General features: G+C 62.6%; 14 protein-coding genes. 4 read left to right on the top strand and 10 right to left on the bottom strand.

What is annotated here, in order from left to right:
- Window positions 1-229: 229 nt before the first annotated feature.
- The 7 genes from B0G80_RS28580 to B0G80_RS28550 all read right to left on the bottom strand — a co-directional run bounded on the left by B0G80_RS28580 (window position 230) and on the right by B0G80_RS28550 (window position 8,149).
- Entirely contained in the window at window positions 230-742 is a 513-nt protein-coding gene (locus tag B0G80_RS28580; RefSeq protein ID WP_116121364.1) for a DUF2199 domain-containing protein, read from the bottom strand.
- Between the two features lie 371 nt (window positions 743-1,113).
- Complete coding sequence (locus B0G80_RS28575; protein ID WP_116121363.1) at window positions 1,114-1,392, bottom strand: hypothetical protein; 279 nt, start codon at window positions 1,390-1,392, stop codon at window positions 1,114-1,116.
- Window positions 1,389-1,871 (bottom strand): DUF2778 domain-containing protein, encoded by a 483-nt coding sequence (locus B0G80_RS28570; protein ID WP_116121362.1) that lies wholly within the window; start codon window positions 1,869-1,871, stop codon window positions 1,389-1,391. Before B0G80_RS28570 ends, B0G80_RS28575 begins: the two co-directional genes overlap by 4 nt.
- A gap of 418 nt (window positions 1,872-2,289) precedes the next feature.
- On the bottom strand, window positions 2,290-3,240 hold the full coding sequence (locus B0G80_RS28565) for a DmsC/YnfH family molybdoenzyme membrane anchor subunit (RefSeq protein ID WP_116121361.1): 951 nt from the start codon (window positions 3,238-3,240) through the stop codon (window positions 2,290-2,292).
- 20 nt (window positions 3,241-3,260) lie between these two features.
- Entirely contained in the window at window positions 3,261-4,004 is a 744-nt protein-coding gene (locus B0G80_RS28560; RefSeq protein WP_116121360.1) for a 4Fe-4S dicluster domain-containing protein, read from the bottom strand.
- Window positions 4,005-4,031: 27 nt separating this feature from the next.
- A complete protein-coding gene (locus tag B0G80_RS28555) occupies window positions 4,032-6,956 on the bottom strand; it encodes a molybdopterin-dependent oxidoreductase (RefSeq protein ID WP_116121359.1) in 2,925 nt (974 codons plus the stop codon).
- Between the two features lie 260 nt (window positions 6,957-7,216).
- Window positions 7,217-8,149 carry a 2-hydroxyacid dehydrogenase gene (locus B0G80_RS28550; RefSeq protein WP_116121358.1) on the bottom strand — a complete coding sequence of 311 codons (933 nt, stop codon included), beginning with the start codon at window positions 8,147-8,149 and terminating at the stop codon, window positions 7,217-7,219.
- A 258-nt stretch (window positions 8,150-8,407) separates the two neighbouring features.
- Here B0G80_RS28550 and B0G80_RS28545 point away from each other — a divergent pair, with 258 nt between their 5' ends.
- On the top strand, window positions 8,408-9,886 hold the full coding sequence (locus B0G80_RS28545) for a sensor domain-containing diguanylate cyclase (protein WP_116121357.1): 1,479 nt from the start codon (window positions 8,408-8,410) through the stop codon (window positions 9,884-9,886).
- Window positions 9,887-10,011: 125 nt separating this feature from the next.
- Here B0G80_RS28545 and B0G80_RS28540 read toward each other — a convergent pair whose 3' ends face one another.
- A complete protein-coding gene (locus tag B0G80_RS28540) occupies window positions 10,012-10,314 on the bottom strand; it encodes a putative quinol monooxygenase (RefSeq protein WP_106280735.1) in 303 nt (100 codons plus the stop codon).
- Window positions 10,315-10,584: 270 nt separating this feature from the next.
- On the opposite strand from B0G80_RS28540, the gene B0G80_RS28535 reads away from it, so the two are divergent.
- Both B0G80_RS28535 and B0G80_RS28530 read left to right on the top strand, forming a co-directional pair.
- A complete protein-coding gene (locus tag B0G80_RS28535; protein ID WP_116121356.1) occupies window positions 10,585-10,926 on the top strand; it encodes a zinc ribbon domain-containing protein YjdM in 342 nt (113 codons plus the stop codon).
- A 54-nt stretch (window positions 10,927-10,980) separates the two neighbouring features.
- Entirely contained in the window at window positions 10,981-11,397 is a 417-nt protein-coding gene (locus tag B0G80_RS28530) for a VOC family protein (protein WP_116121355.1), read from the top strand.
- Here the strand turns inward: B0G80_RS28530 and B0G80_RS28525 are convergent.
- Both B0G80_RS28525 and B0G80_RS28520 read right to left on the bottom strand, forming a co-directional pair.
- Window positions 11,394-12,794, bottom strand: coding sequence for a heavy metal sensor histidine kinase (locus B0G80_RS28525; RefSeq protein ID WP_116121354.1), 1,401 nt, complete (start codon window positions 12,792-12,794; stop codon window positions 11,394-11,396). The two genes, B0G80_RS28530 and B0G80_RS28525, sit on opposite strands and share 4 nt — an antisense overlap.
- A complete protein-coding gene (locus tag B0G80_RS28520) occupies window positions 12,791-13,462 on the bottom strand; it encodes a heavy metal response regulator transcription factor (RefSeq protein WP_106280728.1) in 672 nt (223 codons plus the stop codon). The genes B0G80_RS28525 and B0G80_RS28520 overlap by 4 nt, the downstream gene beginning before the upstream one ends.
- A gap of 200 nt (window positions 13,463-13,662) precedes the next feature.
- On the opposite strand from B0G80_RS28520, the gene B0G80_RS28515 reads away from it, so the two are divergent.
- A complete protein-coding gene (locus tag B0G80_RS28515; protein ID WP_106280726.1) occupies window positions 13,663-14,295 on the top strand; it encodes a hypothetical protein in 633 nt (210 codons plus the stop codon).
- Window positions 14,296-14,366: the final 71 nt, after the last annotated feature.

The raw sequence follows: 14,366 nt of genomic DNA, 5'->3' as shown, positions 1-14,366 counted from the left end.
GGGCCACAGGATCTCCGACGTCACGCCGGGTCCGGCTGAACCTTCCCGCTACGTTGAACTCCAGCAGCTAATCCTGCGCCACCATTCGCGCCGTCACGGCGAGTGTCCGCGGAGCTATCGCGAGCGGCCGCTCATGCCTCGAACATGGCCGGCCGTTCTTGAGCGGAGGCACGTCCTTGCGGTTCTCTATCAGGAGCAGAACACATTTAGGTCTTGAGGATTGGCCTCCTCAATGAAAATTGCTTTTCGGATGAAAAACCGAGGCAAAAAGCTCTTGTGCTCGCGCTTTCGTGATTCCCCCATGAAAGTCGATCGATAACGGATGGTTAGTCTCCTCAAGCTCGACAAGTGGCCTGTCCGTCCCTGCCTGAGGAAAAGTGCGTGCTTTGAGCCCTTCGACCGATGGATAGCCGGGAAATTGATTTGCTAGCCAACTGAAATATGGTCCCCCAGGATCGCCCGACGCAAGCCTGGCCTCGTAATCTTTGAAGTTGTGCTCGCTAAGGGAAACCCATATTCCCCATAAAAACGGTTCGGCACCATCGATTATCGGAATTTCCAGGCATGCCCGCGCGAAGAAATATCGACTGTCGATAACACAAAGGTCTTCGCTCCACCATGCCCGCGCCTCTCTGTCGGCCTCCGCAATATCCAGTAAATAGCCCGGAACTTTGAAGCCAATGCTTGGCTCGCCCTCATGCCATTCCGAGCAGTACGAGCACTGGAAGCTCAATAGACCCATTTGACGTCTCGCCGTTTCCGTGGTGTGGTGCGATATTGTCGCCAATTCTGGTACACACGTCGAACGTTCCTTCCTGGCCGATCCCGGGCTGACAGCGAGCGCGCGAAATCGGCCGAGGCTGTGTGAAAACCCAAAAGTACTCGGTTTTCGGGTGTCGCTTTACCCTTCCCGAGTTGCTACCAAGCCAATACAGCGCGATCTGACGGGTCGTTTTTTTTAGAAGACTGCGTTCAATACGTGTTTTCACACAGCCTCGGCCGGTCTCCGCCGGTAAAGAATCCACGTCATGCTGGTCACCAGACATGTCATCGGCTATCGACAGTTGTGCTATGGGTGACAGGCAACATACTCACGGGAACATTGCGGAGCGCTTACCGCGCTGCCTGGCGCTGTCTTTGCCTCTGAATAAACACCGCTGCAATCCAGACAAGGAGCGCCGCAATGATGAAGCTGACGGTCAGCAGCACGGAGAGCACTATGCTTTCTTCGCCTTCGGTGCCAACGGCGCCGAATATACGAAATAACGGCGTCAGTGCAATCCACACGGCGTCGCTACCGACCCAGCGCGCAAGCGGGTCAATTCGCGAAAGGCCGATGAACACGAGGGGGGTAAGCAGGACCGCAAGGCCCGAGCGCAAGAGACCTTTCATCGCACGTCCACCGTTCCATAGTAGGGGATATCCGTGCCGGGGATCACCGCTGACGGCTGAGACAGCAGGTAGGCGCTCAGACGGTCAAACTGCGCCCGCGATGGGAGCGTTATACAGCCGTCGCTGATACCCCAGCGGCCGTTCGGATGCAACCGGAAATTGCCGCGCTTCACGCCGTTCACGAAAGTCCAGTCATCGATCTTGCCGTCGGCGCTGTACAGCGCGAACCAACTCGCCCGATCGCTGTTTGACCACATATCCAGGGCGAGGTCGCGCACGCGCCCAAGCCGCCCACCCGTCTCGCGCTTGATGATGTAATAGCGACCCCTGGGGATAGGACCGGCACCGACGACAGCAGTATCTGCGGGGTTATCGACGTGATCCTTATTGCCGGAGAACGCCGCTACTCCACCAAACCCGCTGCAGAGGAGCGTCGAGAGCTTCTGTCCATTAAGTGCAAATGTGCATTGCGCTGGCATACCAGTCCTTTGAACCTGTGACTAGCGTAAGGTATGACAAATTGCCACGTTTGCGCAATCGATGCGGCGTTACCGTTCTGAGAATATGCTGGGCGCATTGATATCTGGCGGATATGCGACCAAGCGATTCCAGCGACTCGTTTTGGCAACGTAAGTGGGCGTCGCAACGCACCGTCCACCAGGGTCAAGCGTCGGCCGTGATAGAAAATCTCAACTTATGCCTTCGAGGCTGGTGAAAATTTCCCCTTATAAACGCCTTTAATTTCAACTTGTGCTGAATTGCTCTTCTGTGAGCAATTGATTTTAATGCGCTCGTAGTTTCATCTTATGTGCGAACGCACAGAGAAACGACGCGGCCGCCATTCCTGGCGGCCGCGTTCGTTGTGCCCACTTGATATGTTGGAGCGCGCCTCTTCTTTTAGCCTACCCTCGCGTAGTAAAGATTCTGCGGATGCTTCGCCTCTGCAAAGAAAAACCACCGCTCCGCCACCAACCCCGCGTATTGCACAAGACACGCCGCGGCCAGCAAGCCGAGCGAAACGCCAATCGAATGCAGGCTCGCGCCTAGCGCCATCAACAAAACCGGCGCGACGAACGCCGTCGCGAGAAAGCCCCATTTGACATTGCGTAGCGTGCCCGCCGATTTGCCGTGAAAGAACTCGCGCAGATTGAACGCACCGGCGGTAAAGCCGCGCGACACCTGCACCAGCTTGGGATTGTGAATGCCGGTGGCGCTCTGCACGGTCGACTTCGGCCGCAAGCGCGCATTGCGCATGAGCGACGCCGAGCGGCTCGCGCAACCGGCGAGCGTCAGCACACATGCGCAGACAGCGAGTCCAACGGTCCATTCAGGCGCGAACCACGCGCTCAAGGCCGTCGCCAGCGTGAAGCCTGACGCGCAACCGAGCAGCGCGAAGTTCACCAACGTGAGCGGCGTGGCCCACTCCTGCAGAAAGCGCAGGCACGCATAGATCATCGCCGTGCAGACGAACAGCACGGCGCTCGCCAGCACGCCGAGCCAGCCGATCGCGAGCGACCACGGCGAGGCGAACCAATGCGCGACGCCATATAAAAACGCGCAGGCGAGAAACGCCGGCAGGCACAGACATTCACGCGACAACCACGACGTACGCCACATGGCGATCGCGCGCCATGCGCGTTCGGGATGACCGAGATGGAAGAACGACGCGATCAGTCCGAGTCCGCCCAACGCCACCGACACGCCCGCGCCGGTGATATAGAACGCACCGGAGGGCGAAGCGAGCAGGCCCAGATGCGCGGCAGTTTCCACACCGACGAGCGCGATCAGCAGACCCTGTGCCGCGCCGCTCAAAGTGGTGAGAAAAACCACGGAGAATGCGGGATTCATCGTGAGGTCCTATGGGTTGATTAGATGCGCGTCGCCATCGACGCAAGACGCAACTCGCCGCGCTCGAATTGCGCATCGAGCGATTCCGGTTCCTGTACCGAGCCCGTCGATTTGCACGAGCACGAGCCACTGCCGCAGCCCGCGGCCTCGGTGGGCACGCGCGGCAAATAGTGATTCGCCGGCCGCGTATTCCACTCGGGCATCAACTGGTAGCCGCCGCGCTCCTCGATCGCCTTCGACACCACCGACTCCGGATCGTGAATATCGCCGAACAGCCGCGCCGAAGTCGGACAAGCGAGCACACAGGCCGGCTGCCGATCGCGCTCGGACAGATTTTCATCGTGGATCCGATCGACGCACAGCGTGCACTTGGTCATCTCCTTGCGGCTTTCGTCGAGTTCGCGCGCGCCGTACGGACACGCCCACGCGCAATACTTGCAGCCGATACAGCGGTCGAAGTCCACCAGCACGAGCCCGTCTTCCTTGCGCTTATAGCTTGCGCCGGTCGGACACACCGGCACGCACGGCGGATCCTCGCAGTGCAGACACGACTTCGGAAAATGGATCGTCTCGGCGTTGGGAAAACTGCCGGCTTCGAAGCTCTGCACCCGGTTGAAGAACGTGCCGGACGGATCCGCGTCGTACGGATTCATATCGGCGAGACTGCCCGATTCGCCCGACGTGTTCCACTCCTTGCAACTCGTTACGCAGGCGTGGCATCCCACGCACACGTTCAGGTCGATCACCAATGCCATCTGTGTCATCACAGGCTCCTTGCGGCTGTCCTGATGTTATTTGCGCCCCGTCGCGCCGCGCAGCCGCGCCGCGAACTCCCGTCGTCCCGCGAAGTAGGTTTGCACGATCCGCGAGATCACACCGTTCTCGCCCGGCACGGCGGGCATCGCCGCGAACTGCGGCAGCGTATGCCGCGCGTCCGCCTCCGCCGGATAGATGCGCACGCGCACGTCGTACCATGCGGCCTGGCCCGTCACCGGATCGGAATTCGACATGCTTCGCGCTACGTCGTCGACGCGGTTGGGCAACTCGTCGGTGATGAGGTGATTGAGCAGGAAACCGCGTTGCGATTCGTTCGCGCCCGGCCCGAGATTCCATGCGCCCGACGCCTTGCCGATCGCGTTCCACGTCCATACCGTGCCCGGCTCGACGGTCTCGCTGAACCGCGCCATGCAGCGCACGCGGCCCCATTGCGATTCGGCGTAGATCCACGCGCCGTCGGCGATACCGTTCTCGGCCGCCATCAACGGATTCATGTACAGATAGTTCTCGCCGTGAATTTGCCGCAGCCATGCGTTCTGCGAGTCCCACGAGTGGTACATCGCCATTGGCCGCTGGGTCACCGCGGCGAGCGGAAACCTGTCGAGGTCGGTCGCCGCGCTTTCGAGCGGCGCATACCAGAACGGCAGCGGATCGAAGTACTTTTCCACCCGCGCGCGCAAGTGATCCGGCGGTTGCCTGCCGCTCGTGCGACCCTGCGCGGCGAGCCTGAATTTCTGCATCACGTCGGAGTAAAGCTGGATCAGAATCGGCTCGCTGAACTTGCGGAAACCGTGCTTGACCGCCCACTCGAGATACGGTCCGTTGCAGTTGCGCATATATTGCAGGGTCTCAGGCAACGGGTAATGGAACACGCAATTGTGCTTCGCGTACTGCTCCCACTGCTGCGGATTCGGTTCGCCTACCAGCGCCTTGTCGCCATCTTTGCCACGCCAGCCGATCAGAAAGCCCACGCCGGAATCCGGCGAAGTCGTGAAATTGACGACGAAGTCGGGATAGTCGCGAAAGCGGCGCGCGCCCTCCGCGGTCGTGAAGGCAGGAAACTTCAGACGCGACGCAAGCTCGATCAGCACCTCCTGGAACGGCTTGCATTCACCGGTGGGCGGCACAACCGGCACGCGCACCGAATCCACCGGGCCGTCGAATTCGGAGATCGGCCGGTCGAGCATGGACATCGCGTCGTGCCGTTCCAGATACGTCGTGTCGGGCAGGATCAGATCGGCGAACGCGGTCATCTCCGACTGGAACGCGTCGCACACCACCAGAAACGGAATCTTGTACTCGCCGCTAGCATGCTTGTCGACCAGCATCTCACGCACTTTCATCGTGTTCATCGACGAATTCCACGCCATGTTGGCCATGAAAATCATCAGCGTGTCGATGGGATACGGATCGCCGCGCCACGCGTTGGTAATCACGCTGTGCATCAGGCCATGCACGGCGAGCGGATATTCCCACGAGAACGCCTTGTCGATGCGCACCGGGCCGCCCTGTTCGTCGATGAACAGATCCTCGGGCGCGGCGGGCCAGCCCAACGGGCCGGTGGCGAGCGGCGTATTCGGCTTGACGGCGTCGGGGCTGTTCGGCGGTTTCGCCGACGGCGGCACGGCACGCGGAAACGGCGACTTGTGACGAAAGCCGCCGGGCGTGTCGATCGTGCCGAGCAGCGACATCAGCACGGCTAGCGCGCGAATCGACTGGAAGCCGTTGGAGTGCGCCGCCAGCCCGCGCATCGCGTGAAAGGCGACCGGGTTGCCGGTGACGGTTTCGTGCGTCTCGCCCCATGCGTCGGTCCAGCGGATCGGCAAGGTGATGCGATGAGCGCGGCTCGTCTGAATCATTTCACCGGCGAGGCGGCGAATCGTGTCGGCCGAAATACCGGTGATGCCGGCAGCCCACTCGGGCGTGCAATCGGCCACGCGTTCACGCAGCAAGGCGAACGACGGCGTGACGGGTGTGCCGTCCTCGAGCGTATAGCGGCCGTCGAGCGCGGGACTGACGCCGGCCGCATGATGCGGCACAGCGCGCGCGGCTTGAGTGTCCCACCAGAGGTGATTCTGCGGAAACAGCGGATTGCCGACCGGCCGCTCGGGATCGCGCACGAACAGGCCGAAGTTTTCGCTGGCTTCGTCGAGCGAGACGAGTTCCGCCGCGTTGGTGTAGCGGCGCACGAATTCGTGATCCCACGCGTCGGCGGCAATCAGTTCGTGGAGGAACGCCATGAACAGCGCGCCGTCGGTGCCGGGCTTGATCGGCACCCACTCGTCGGCGATCGCCGCGTAGCCCGTGCGAATCGGATTGATCGCGATGAAGCGGCCGCCCGCGCGCTTGAATTTCGAAATCGCGATCTTGAGCGGATTCGAATGATGATCTTCCGCCGTGCCGATCATGAAGAACAGCTTGGCGCTGTCAAGGTCCGGGCCGCCGAATTCCCAGAACGAGCCGCCGATCGTATAGATCATGCCCGCCGCCATATTGGACGAGCAGAAGCCGCCATGCGCCGCGTAATTAGGTGTACCGAACTGTTTGGCGAACAGCCCGGTCAACGCCTGCATCTGGTCGCGGCCGGTGAAGAGCGCGAATTTTTTCGGGTCGGTGGCGCGAATGTGGCCGAGACGCTTTTCGAGCACCTCGAACGCATGCTCCCACGACACCGGCTCGAACTGCGCGCTGCCGCGCTCCGCGTCCGGCTTGCGCATCAGCGGTTGCGTGAGGCGCGCGGGAGAGTACTGCTTCATGATGCCCGAGGCGCCCTTCGCGCAGATCACGCCCTGGTTGAGCGGATGCTCCGGATTGCCGTCGATGTAGCGCACCTCGCCTTCGCGAAGATGCACTCGAATGCCGCAGCGGCAGGCGCACATGTAGCAGGTGGTCGTCTTGATGTCGAGCCGTTCGTTCTGCGTGCGAGCGTGATGTTCCATGCGGGATCTCCGTCGCTGCTCCGGCTGCGCCGAAGCGGTGGTGATGCGATACCGCCCATCGTATGCGCGGTGGCCTCACAAGGGAAATCGCCATTTTCGAGAGAAACTATCCGCTGCGCCGATAGTTTGTGTTTGGCTTTCGACGACGGCGCTACGCGTCGGCCATGCCGCACGCGCTGTCCGACGAAGAGTACGAGTACATCGGCAACCGGCCGGGCAGCGACGAAGGCAGGTAGTACAGACCCCGCCGGTCGTGGACATCAGATCGGCGTCAGTACCGCATCTCCCGCAAAATGCCGGCGGGCGTTGTCCAGAAAGTTGTCGACCGAGGCCGTGATCGCTTCCGGCGAGCGGCCGCCCACGTGCGGCGTCAGCACCACGTTCTGCAGCATTAGCAAGGCTTCGGGCGGATTGGGCTCGCTCTCGTAGACGTCGAGCGCGGCGCCGGCAATCGTCCCTGCTGTGAGCGCCTGCGCAAGCGCCGCCGTGTCGAGCACACTGCCGCGCGACACGTTGACCACGAAGCCCTGTGGCCCGAGCGCCTCGAACACCGCCGCGCCGATCAGATGACGCGTGCCCGCACCACCCGGCGTCGCGACGATCAAAAAGTCGCTCCAGCGCGCAAGGCCTTCCACGCTATCGAAGTACCGATGCGGCGAGCCTTCGCGCGGCTTACGGTTGTGATAGCCGATTTCCATCTCGAACCCCGCGCCGCGCCGCGCGACTTTCTCGCCGATGTTGCCGAGCCCGACAATGCCGAGGCGCTTGCCGGAGACGTTCGGTTGCATCGGCAACGAGTCGCGCCAGACACCCTTGCGGGTGGCCTGATCGAGCTGCGGCACGTCGCGCACCACCGCGAGCAGCAGCGCGAACGCATGATCGGCCACGCAATGATCGTTGGTGCCCGCGCCGTTGACGACCACGATATCGCGCGAGCGGGCGTGGTCGACGGCGAGGTTTTCATAGCCCGCGCCCAGCGCGCTGATCAGTTCGAGTTGCGGCATGCGGTCGATATCCGCGGCGGCGAGCCCGGTCGTGCCGTTGGTCAGCACGGCGCGAATCGTCTCACCGTGCGCATCGAGCGCGGCGGCTCGCGCGGTGGCGTCGGGCGCATAGACCACGTCGAACGCGGCTTCGATCTTCGCGCGGCTTGCATCGTTAAGATGGATCAGAACCAGCAGGGATGGCTTCATGGCGGCGCTTTTTCCTGGCGACGTGAATGGACAGGACAATTTGCAGGCCAGTGTAACAAGCCTCCGGAAGGCTTGCCGGCAAGTCCGCTGAAGGGTTGGACACCCCGCCGGATGCGCCCTGGCGCGCCTCAAGTCCAACGGTACGGCGCCGTTATCCTGCTTGATAGCCTGGCGTAAAAATGATGCGTAACCGGTCTTTCTTTTCAGCCACAGCCGAACCCGTCTTAAAATAGCGGCACTTCCGATTTTGAGAACCTCATGCTGGATATCCTCCCGCGCGGCCCGGCGCCCGCCAACGACGATTCCGAGATGTTCGAACTCGCGCCCGTCTCGCTCTGGCTCGAAGACTTCAGCGGCGTGCGCACCTTGTTCGATGCATGGCGGGCAGACGGTATAACCGATCTGCGCGCGCATTTCGCCGCCAATCCGGGCTGCGTCGCGCAATGCGCGCACAGCATCCGCGTCATCAAGGTCAATCAGAAGACGCTAACGCAATTCGAGGCCACCGATTTCGAAGCGCTCACCAGCAATCTCGCCTCGGTGTTCCGCGACGACATGCTCAAGACGCATCTGGAAGAGTTATGCCAGTTGTGGGCCGGCCAATCGCAGTTCACCAGCCAGACGGTTAACTACACGCTCGGCGGACGGCGCCTCGACGTGCTGCTCAAGGGCGCCGTGCTGCCCGGCCACGAGGCGCGCTGGGATCGCGTGCTGGTCTCGGTGGAAGACATTACAGAACTGGAAGGCGCGCGGCATCGCGTGACGCTTGCCGAGCAGTATGTGCGCGGTCTGTTCGAATATTCGCCGGTGTCGCTCTGGGTGGAGGATTTCAGCGCGGTCAAGCGTCTGCTCGACGAAGCACGGGCGGCCGGCATCAACGATTTCCGCGTGTTTACGGACGTGCATCCCGAGTTCGTCGAACGCTGCATGCAGGAAATCCATGTGCTCGACGTGAACCAGCACACGCTCGACATGTTCGCGGCGAAGGACAAGAAAACGCTGCTGTCGCATCTCGCCGAGGTGTTCCGCGACGACATGCGTCCGCATTTCCGCGAGCAACTGGTCGATCTATGGGACGGCAAGCTGTTCCAGCAGCGCGAAGTGCTCAACTATTCGCTCGACGGCAGCGAGGTGCATGTGCACCTGCAGTTTTCCGTGCTGCCGGGGCATGAGCAAAGCTGGGATCTGGTGCTGGTGGCGCTCACGGACATCACGGCGCGCAAGAAGGCCGAAGCCTACCTCGAGTTCCTCGGCAAGCACGACGTGCTGACCAAACTGCGCAACCGCTCGTTCTACGTGGACGAATTGAACCGGCTCGAACGCAAGGGTCCGTGGCCCGTGACGATCATCATGGCCGATTTGAACGGCTTGAAACGCGTCAACGATCAGCTCGGCCACGCGGCCGGCGACGCGCTTTTGCGGCGCGCCGGCGAGGTGCTCGCCAAGGCGACCGAGACGCCGTTTCATGCGGCGCGGATTGGCGGCGACGAGTTCGCGATCCTGATGCCGGACACCGACGAGCGCGGAGGCGCCGCAATGATCGATGCGATCCGCCAACTGATCGAGCTGAACAATCAGTTTTATCCGGGCTCGCCGCTCAGTTTCTCGATGGGCGCGGCCACCTGCCTGCGCGGCGACCGGCTCGAAGCGGGCGTGCAGCGGGCCGATCTGTTGATGTACGAGGAAAAGCGCGCGACCTACGCGGGCCAGCCGGCGGGCGACCCGGCGGGCCGCTGAACACTGGCTTAACCGCGCCGGATCATGGCGTGGCGTCGTCGGGATGATCAGCGCGTTTTTTCCGTTACGGCGTCGGCGAAACGGACGACAGAGCGGCTGGTCACGCGCTGTCGCCGCTAGTTGGCCTAGCCCGGCAATTTCGCTGCAAGCACGTCCACTTTTTCGATCGTGGGCGGCGAGGCGAACAGATCGCCGGCCTTCGCCATCAGCGCGGCCGCCACCTTGCCGTTCAGGTGTGCTTCACGGCCGGCTTCATCCGGAAAGGCGTCGAAGATACCGAAGGTGGACGGCCCCAGTTTCAAACCGAACCACGCGACAGTGCCCGGCTCCTCCTCGACCAGCGGCAAGCCGCCGAGCAGAAACGCTTCGACGTCTTTTTCCTTGCCGGGTTTGGCTTCAAGACGAACGTACAGGGCGAGCTTGACCATGACAGAACTCCTGCTGTGAGATGCGAACAATGGTGTGCTTTGCGAGGGTTCGCAAAGCACGACGAGACATTGGGGACCGCCGGTCTGTCGGAAGAGTATAGTCCGCTGCCCGTCTAGCGCCGTCAGACATCTTTCGCGTCAGGATCTACACACGCCGGTTTGCGCTTGCACAGCATACCGTGTTGCGGATGCGGGCCGCCCGGCGCCCATCGGCTATACTCGCCGCCCCTGAAGTTTTCCGCGGCCCGGCGCCGCGGTCTGGAAAAAATCATGTCGACAATTCCCGCCTGCCCGCACTGCGCGATGGAAAACACCTACCCGGACGGCGACAACTACGTCTGCCCCGACTGCGCGCATGAATGGCCGATGAACGCCGCCGCGTCCCTCGACGAAGCCGACGCACGCGTGGTCAAGGACGCCAACGGCAACCCGCTGGCCGACGGCGATGCCGTCGTGCTGATCAAGGACCTGAAAGTGAAAGGCTCGTCGATCACGCTGAAAATGGGCACCAAGGTGAAGAGCATTCGTCTTGTCGGCGGCGATCACGAAGTGGACTGCAAGATGGACGCCGGCAACTTTATGCTGAAGGCCGCGTATCTGAAGAAGGTTTGAGTCTGAACGAACAGCGCCGGCTTGTGCAGTCAGTAGTCACCAGGAGCGACAGCGATGCTTTCCCACGTTTTCATCGGTATCGGCGATTTCGAGCGTGCTTGCAGCTTTTACGACTCACTGATGGGCACGCTCGATCTGCGCCTCAAATTCCGCGATCCGGAAGCATGCTGGTCCGGATGGATGGCGGCGGATGCGCCGCGCCCGCTGTTCGTGATCGGTAAGCCCTACGATAGCCAACCTGCGTCGGCCGGCAACGGCCAGATGATCGCCCTGCTCGCCGCCGACCGCGTCACGGTGGATCGCGCGCACGCCGCGGCGCTCGCTCATGGCGGTATGTGCGAGGGACCGCCGGGCTTGCGTCCGCAATATCACGCGAACTATTACGGCGCGTACTTTCGCGATCCGGACGGCAACAAGCTCTGCGTGTGCTGTCACGAACCGGAAAACCCGGCCGGCGCGACCCGCACTTAGGTGCCCGGAAAGCGCAACTCGAAGCGCACCACGCCCGGCGCCGGACACACCACGCTTGCCGTGCCGCCATGCAAATGCATGATCGCCTTGACGATCGCGAGACCCAGACCGCTCGATTCGGTGAACGCGCTGCGCGCCGCGTCCGCGCGATAGAAACGGTCAAACAGACGGCCTAGCTGCTCCTCGGGGATCGGCGCGCCGTCGTTTTCGACCGCGACGGTGGCGCCCGCCTCGTCCTGCGTGCCACGCAGACGCACCACGGTATCGCTCGCCCCGTAACGCACGGCATTGACCACCAGGTTGTTGATCGCGCGGCGGCACAGCATCGGATTGACCGACGCCACGCCTGCGGCCTCGACCACGAAGCGCATCCCGCGTTCGTCGGCGGGACCTTCGAAATAATCTGCGATCCTGACGAGTTCCTCACGCAGATCGACCGGTTCACGTTCCACTGAAAGCGCCGCGTGGTCCGCATGCGCGAGAAACAGAATGTTCTCCGCGATATGACTCAGGCGGCTCAGTTCTTCGAGATTCGATTCGAGCACCTGCTGATACTCGTCGGGCTCGCGGGTCCGCGCGAGCGTCACCTGCGTTTGCCCTATCAATGCGCCGACCGGCGTCCGGATCTCGTGGGCCAGATCGGCGGAAAACTGCGAGAGCCGCTGATAGCCGTCGGCGAGACGGTCGAGCATGGCGTTGAACGCATGCGTGATCTGGCGCAATTCGAGCGGCGCCGCCTCGCTGTCGAGCCGCACCGAGAGGCTCGTGGGGCTGATCTGCGCGGCCCGCGTGGCAATCTCGCGAACCGGGCGCAGGGCGCGGCGCAGCACGTACCAGGCGAGCAGCGTCGCGGCCAGCATGCCGATCAGCGTGGCCAGCACGATGCGGTCGCGGTACGCCGCCAGCATGCGCATTTCCTCCGTCATCGGGTGGCCAGCGATCACTTCGACTTCGGTGCCGTCCTCGCGCGCCTTTGCAGTTGCGATCGCCCAATGCACCGGCACGCCGTTGGCCAGGTGCGTCTGGCGGATATCGGCGAAGGTCGGCAAGCGGCCCTCCACGCCGGCTTGCAGCGCGGGCACGGCCACGCCCGCCGGGTTCACGTCGATGAACGGCGCCTCGCCCGGGCGGCGAAACAGCAGCACGTCCTGTTCCGCGCCGAGCATGGTCTCGAATAGCAATGGCCGGGTCTTCAGTTCGCCGACCGGATAGAGATCGCGCACGATGCGGCTGAAATGCTCGACACGGGCGGCCAGCACCACGTCGGCGCGGCGTTGCAGCGAGACTTCGGCGGAGTGATAGAAGTACGCGCCGAGCGTGCCGATCACCACGCATGCGATCGTCGCGAACAGTATCGTAGTGCGAGCCGTGAGCGAGCGCCTGGTCCAGAATTTCATGAGCCGTCGCCGAAAGCGTAGCCGATGCTGCGCACCGTATGGATCAGCTTCTTTTCAAATGGATGATCGATCTTGGCGCGCAGCCGTTTGATGGCCACGTCGACCACGTTGGTGTCGCTGTCGAAGTTCATATCCCACACTTCAGAGGCGATCTGCGTGCGCGACAGCGCTTCGCCCTGACGGCGCACCAGCAGATGCAGCAACATGAATTCCTTATTGGTGAGCGGAATCTCCACGCCTTCACGCGTCACCTTGCGGCGCAGCACGTCGAGCTTGAGGTCGGCGATCTCGAACACGTCGCTCTCGCGGATCACACCGCGGCGAAGCAGCGTGCGGATCCGCAGCATCAGTTCGGTAAATGAAAACGGCTTCACGAGGTAATCGTCCGCGCCGAGTTCAAGACCGCGAATGCGGTCGCTGACATGGTCGCGCGCGGTCAGGAAGATCACCGGCAGATCGCGCCGCGCCCGCAGCGCACGCATGATTTCCCAGCCGTCGATACCGGGCAGCATCACATCCAGCACCACGAGGTCGTACGCATTTTCGAGCGCCATGTGCAGCCCGTCCGTGCCGGTGCGCGCAAGATCGACCGCATAGCCGCTCTCGCGCAAGCCCTTCTTCAGGTAGTCGCCGGTTTTCGGATCGTCTTCGATGACGAGGATACTCATGGTGCTCGGTGCTCGGTGCTCCGATTCGGCGTTGGCGCAGAACCTCGCCCTGCCGCTCGCCGAATTCTGGACGTGGATATGCCGGTCATTCTACGTGTCCGCCGCGCGCCGTTCATGACGTTTTTGTCATCCGTCTGTCACTCGCCGGAGCCGGTCCCGAGTCTAATCTGCCCCCATCCTTCACCACCTGGAGCAGATTCATGAAGATTGTTTCCCCGCGTGCGTTGCGCGCTTTCGCCGCCCCCGCGCTCGTCGCCGCTGCCTTGCTCGCCGCTGGACCGGCTGCCCACGCTCAGAGCGCCGCGCCCACCGGCGTCCGCGGCACGGTGACATCGCTGTCGGGCGATCTGCTCAAGGTCCACACGCGCGACGGCAAGGACGTTGACGTGAAGCTCGCCAAGGACACGCCGATCCGCGGCGTGGTGCTCGCCAACATCAACGACATCAAGCCGGACAGCTATGTCGGCACCGCCGCGATTCCGCAGGCGGACGGCACGCTGAAGGCGCTCGAAGTGCATGTGTTTCCGGCGAGCATGCGCGGCTCCGGCGAAGGCCATCGTCCGTGGGATCTCGGCGGCAACAGTTCGATGACTAACGGCACGGTGGGTTCGCTCGTGGTCAGCAACGGCCGCACGATCACCGTGAAGTACAAGGACGGCGAAAAGAAAATCGTGATTCCGCAAGACGTGCCTATCGTCGCGCTGGAATCGGGTGACCGTTCGCTGCTGGTGCCCGGCGCGAAAGTCGTGCTGTTTGCACACAAGGAAGCCGACGGCTCGATGGCCGCCAACTTCATCTCCGCGGGCGAGCATGGCGTGACGCCGCCGATGTAAGACGGCGTTTCTGTTTTTTCTTTGAGTCGGGCCGCCGCGTTCTTGCAGGACGCGGCTTTTCGATTCCCCGT

The organism is Paraburkholderia sp. BL6669N2 (assembly GCF_003387275.1).
GTDB lineage: Bacteria > Pseudomonadota > Gammaproteobacteria > Burkholderiales > Burkholderiaceae > Paraburkholderia.
The sequence above is the reverse complement of the archived record's forward strand: the minus strand, read 5'-3'. Positions and strand labels throughout refer to the sequence as shown.

What these genes read in the sequence shown, in the direction of transcription:
- B0G80_RS28580 (WP_116121364.1), bottom strand. Translation starts at nt 742, where the DNA reads ATGGGTCTATTGAGCTTCCAGTGCTCGTACTGCTCGGAATGGCATGAG.
- B0G80_RS28575 (WP_116121363.1), bottom strand. Translation starts at nt 1,392, where the DNA reads ATGAAAGGTCTCTTGCGCTCGGGCCTTGCGGTCCTGCTTACCCCCCTC.
- B0G80_RS28570 (WP_116121362.1), bottom strand. Translation starts at nt 1,871, where the DNA reads ATGCCAGCGCAATGCACATTTGCACTTAATGGACAGAAGCTCTCGACG.
- B0G80_RS28565 (WP_116121361.1), bottom strand. Translation starts at nt 3,240, where the DNA reads ATGAATCCCGCATTCTCCGTGGTTTTTCTCACCACTTTGAGCGGCGCG.
- B0G80_RS28560 (WP_116121360.1), bottom strand. Translation starts at nt 4,004, where the DNA reads ATGACACAGATGGCATTGGTGATCGACCTGAACGTGTGCGTGGGATGC.
- B0G80_RS28555 (WP_116121359.1), bottom strand. Translation starts at nt 6,956, where the DNA reads ATGGAACATCACGCTCGCACGCAGAACGAACGGCTCGACATCAAGACG.
- B0G80_RS28550 (WP_116121358.1), bottom strand. Translation starts at nt 8,149, where the DNA reads ATGAAGCCATCCCTGCTGGTTCTGATCCATCTTAACGATGCAAGCCGC.
- B0G80_RS28545 (WP_116121357.1), top strand. Translation starts at nt 8,408, where the DNA reads ATGCTGGATATCCTCCCGCGCGGCCCGGCGCCCGCCAACGACGATTCC.
- B0G80_RS28540 (WP_106280735.1), bottom strand. Translation starts at nt 10,314, where the DNA reads ATGGTCAAGCTCGCCCTGTACGTTCGTCTTGAAGCCAAACCCGGCAAG.
- B0G80_RS28535 (WP_116121356.1), top strand. Translation starts at nt 10,585, where the DNA reads ATGTCGACAATTCCCGCCTGCCCGCACTGCGCGATGGAAAACACCTAC.
- B0G80_RS28530 (WP_116121355.1), top strand. Translation starts at nt 10,981, where the DNA reads ATGCTTTCCCACGTTTTCATCGGTATCGGCGATTTCGAGCGTGCTTGC.
- B0G80_RS28525 (WP_116121354.1), bottom strand. Translation starts at nt 12,794, where the DNA reads ATGAAATTCTGGACCAGGCGCTCGCTCACGGCTCGCACTACGATACTG.
- B0G80_RS28520 (WP_106280728.1), bottom strand. Translation starts at nt 13,462, where the DNA reads ATGAGTATCCTCGTCATCGAAGACGATCCGAAAACCGGCGACTACCTG.
- B0G80_RS28515 (WP_106280726.1), top strand. Translation starts at nt 13,663, where the DNA reads ATGAAGATTGTTTCCCCGCGTGCGTTGCGCGCTTTCGCCGCCCCCGCG.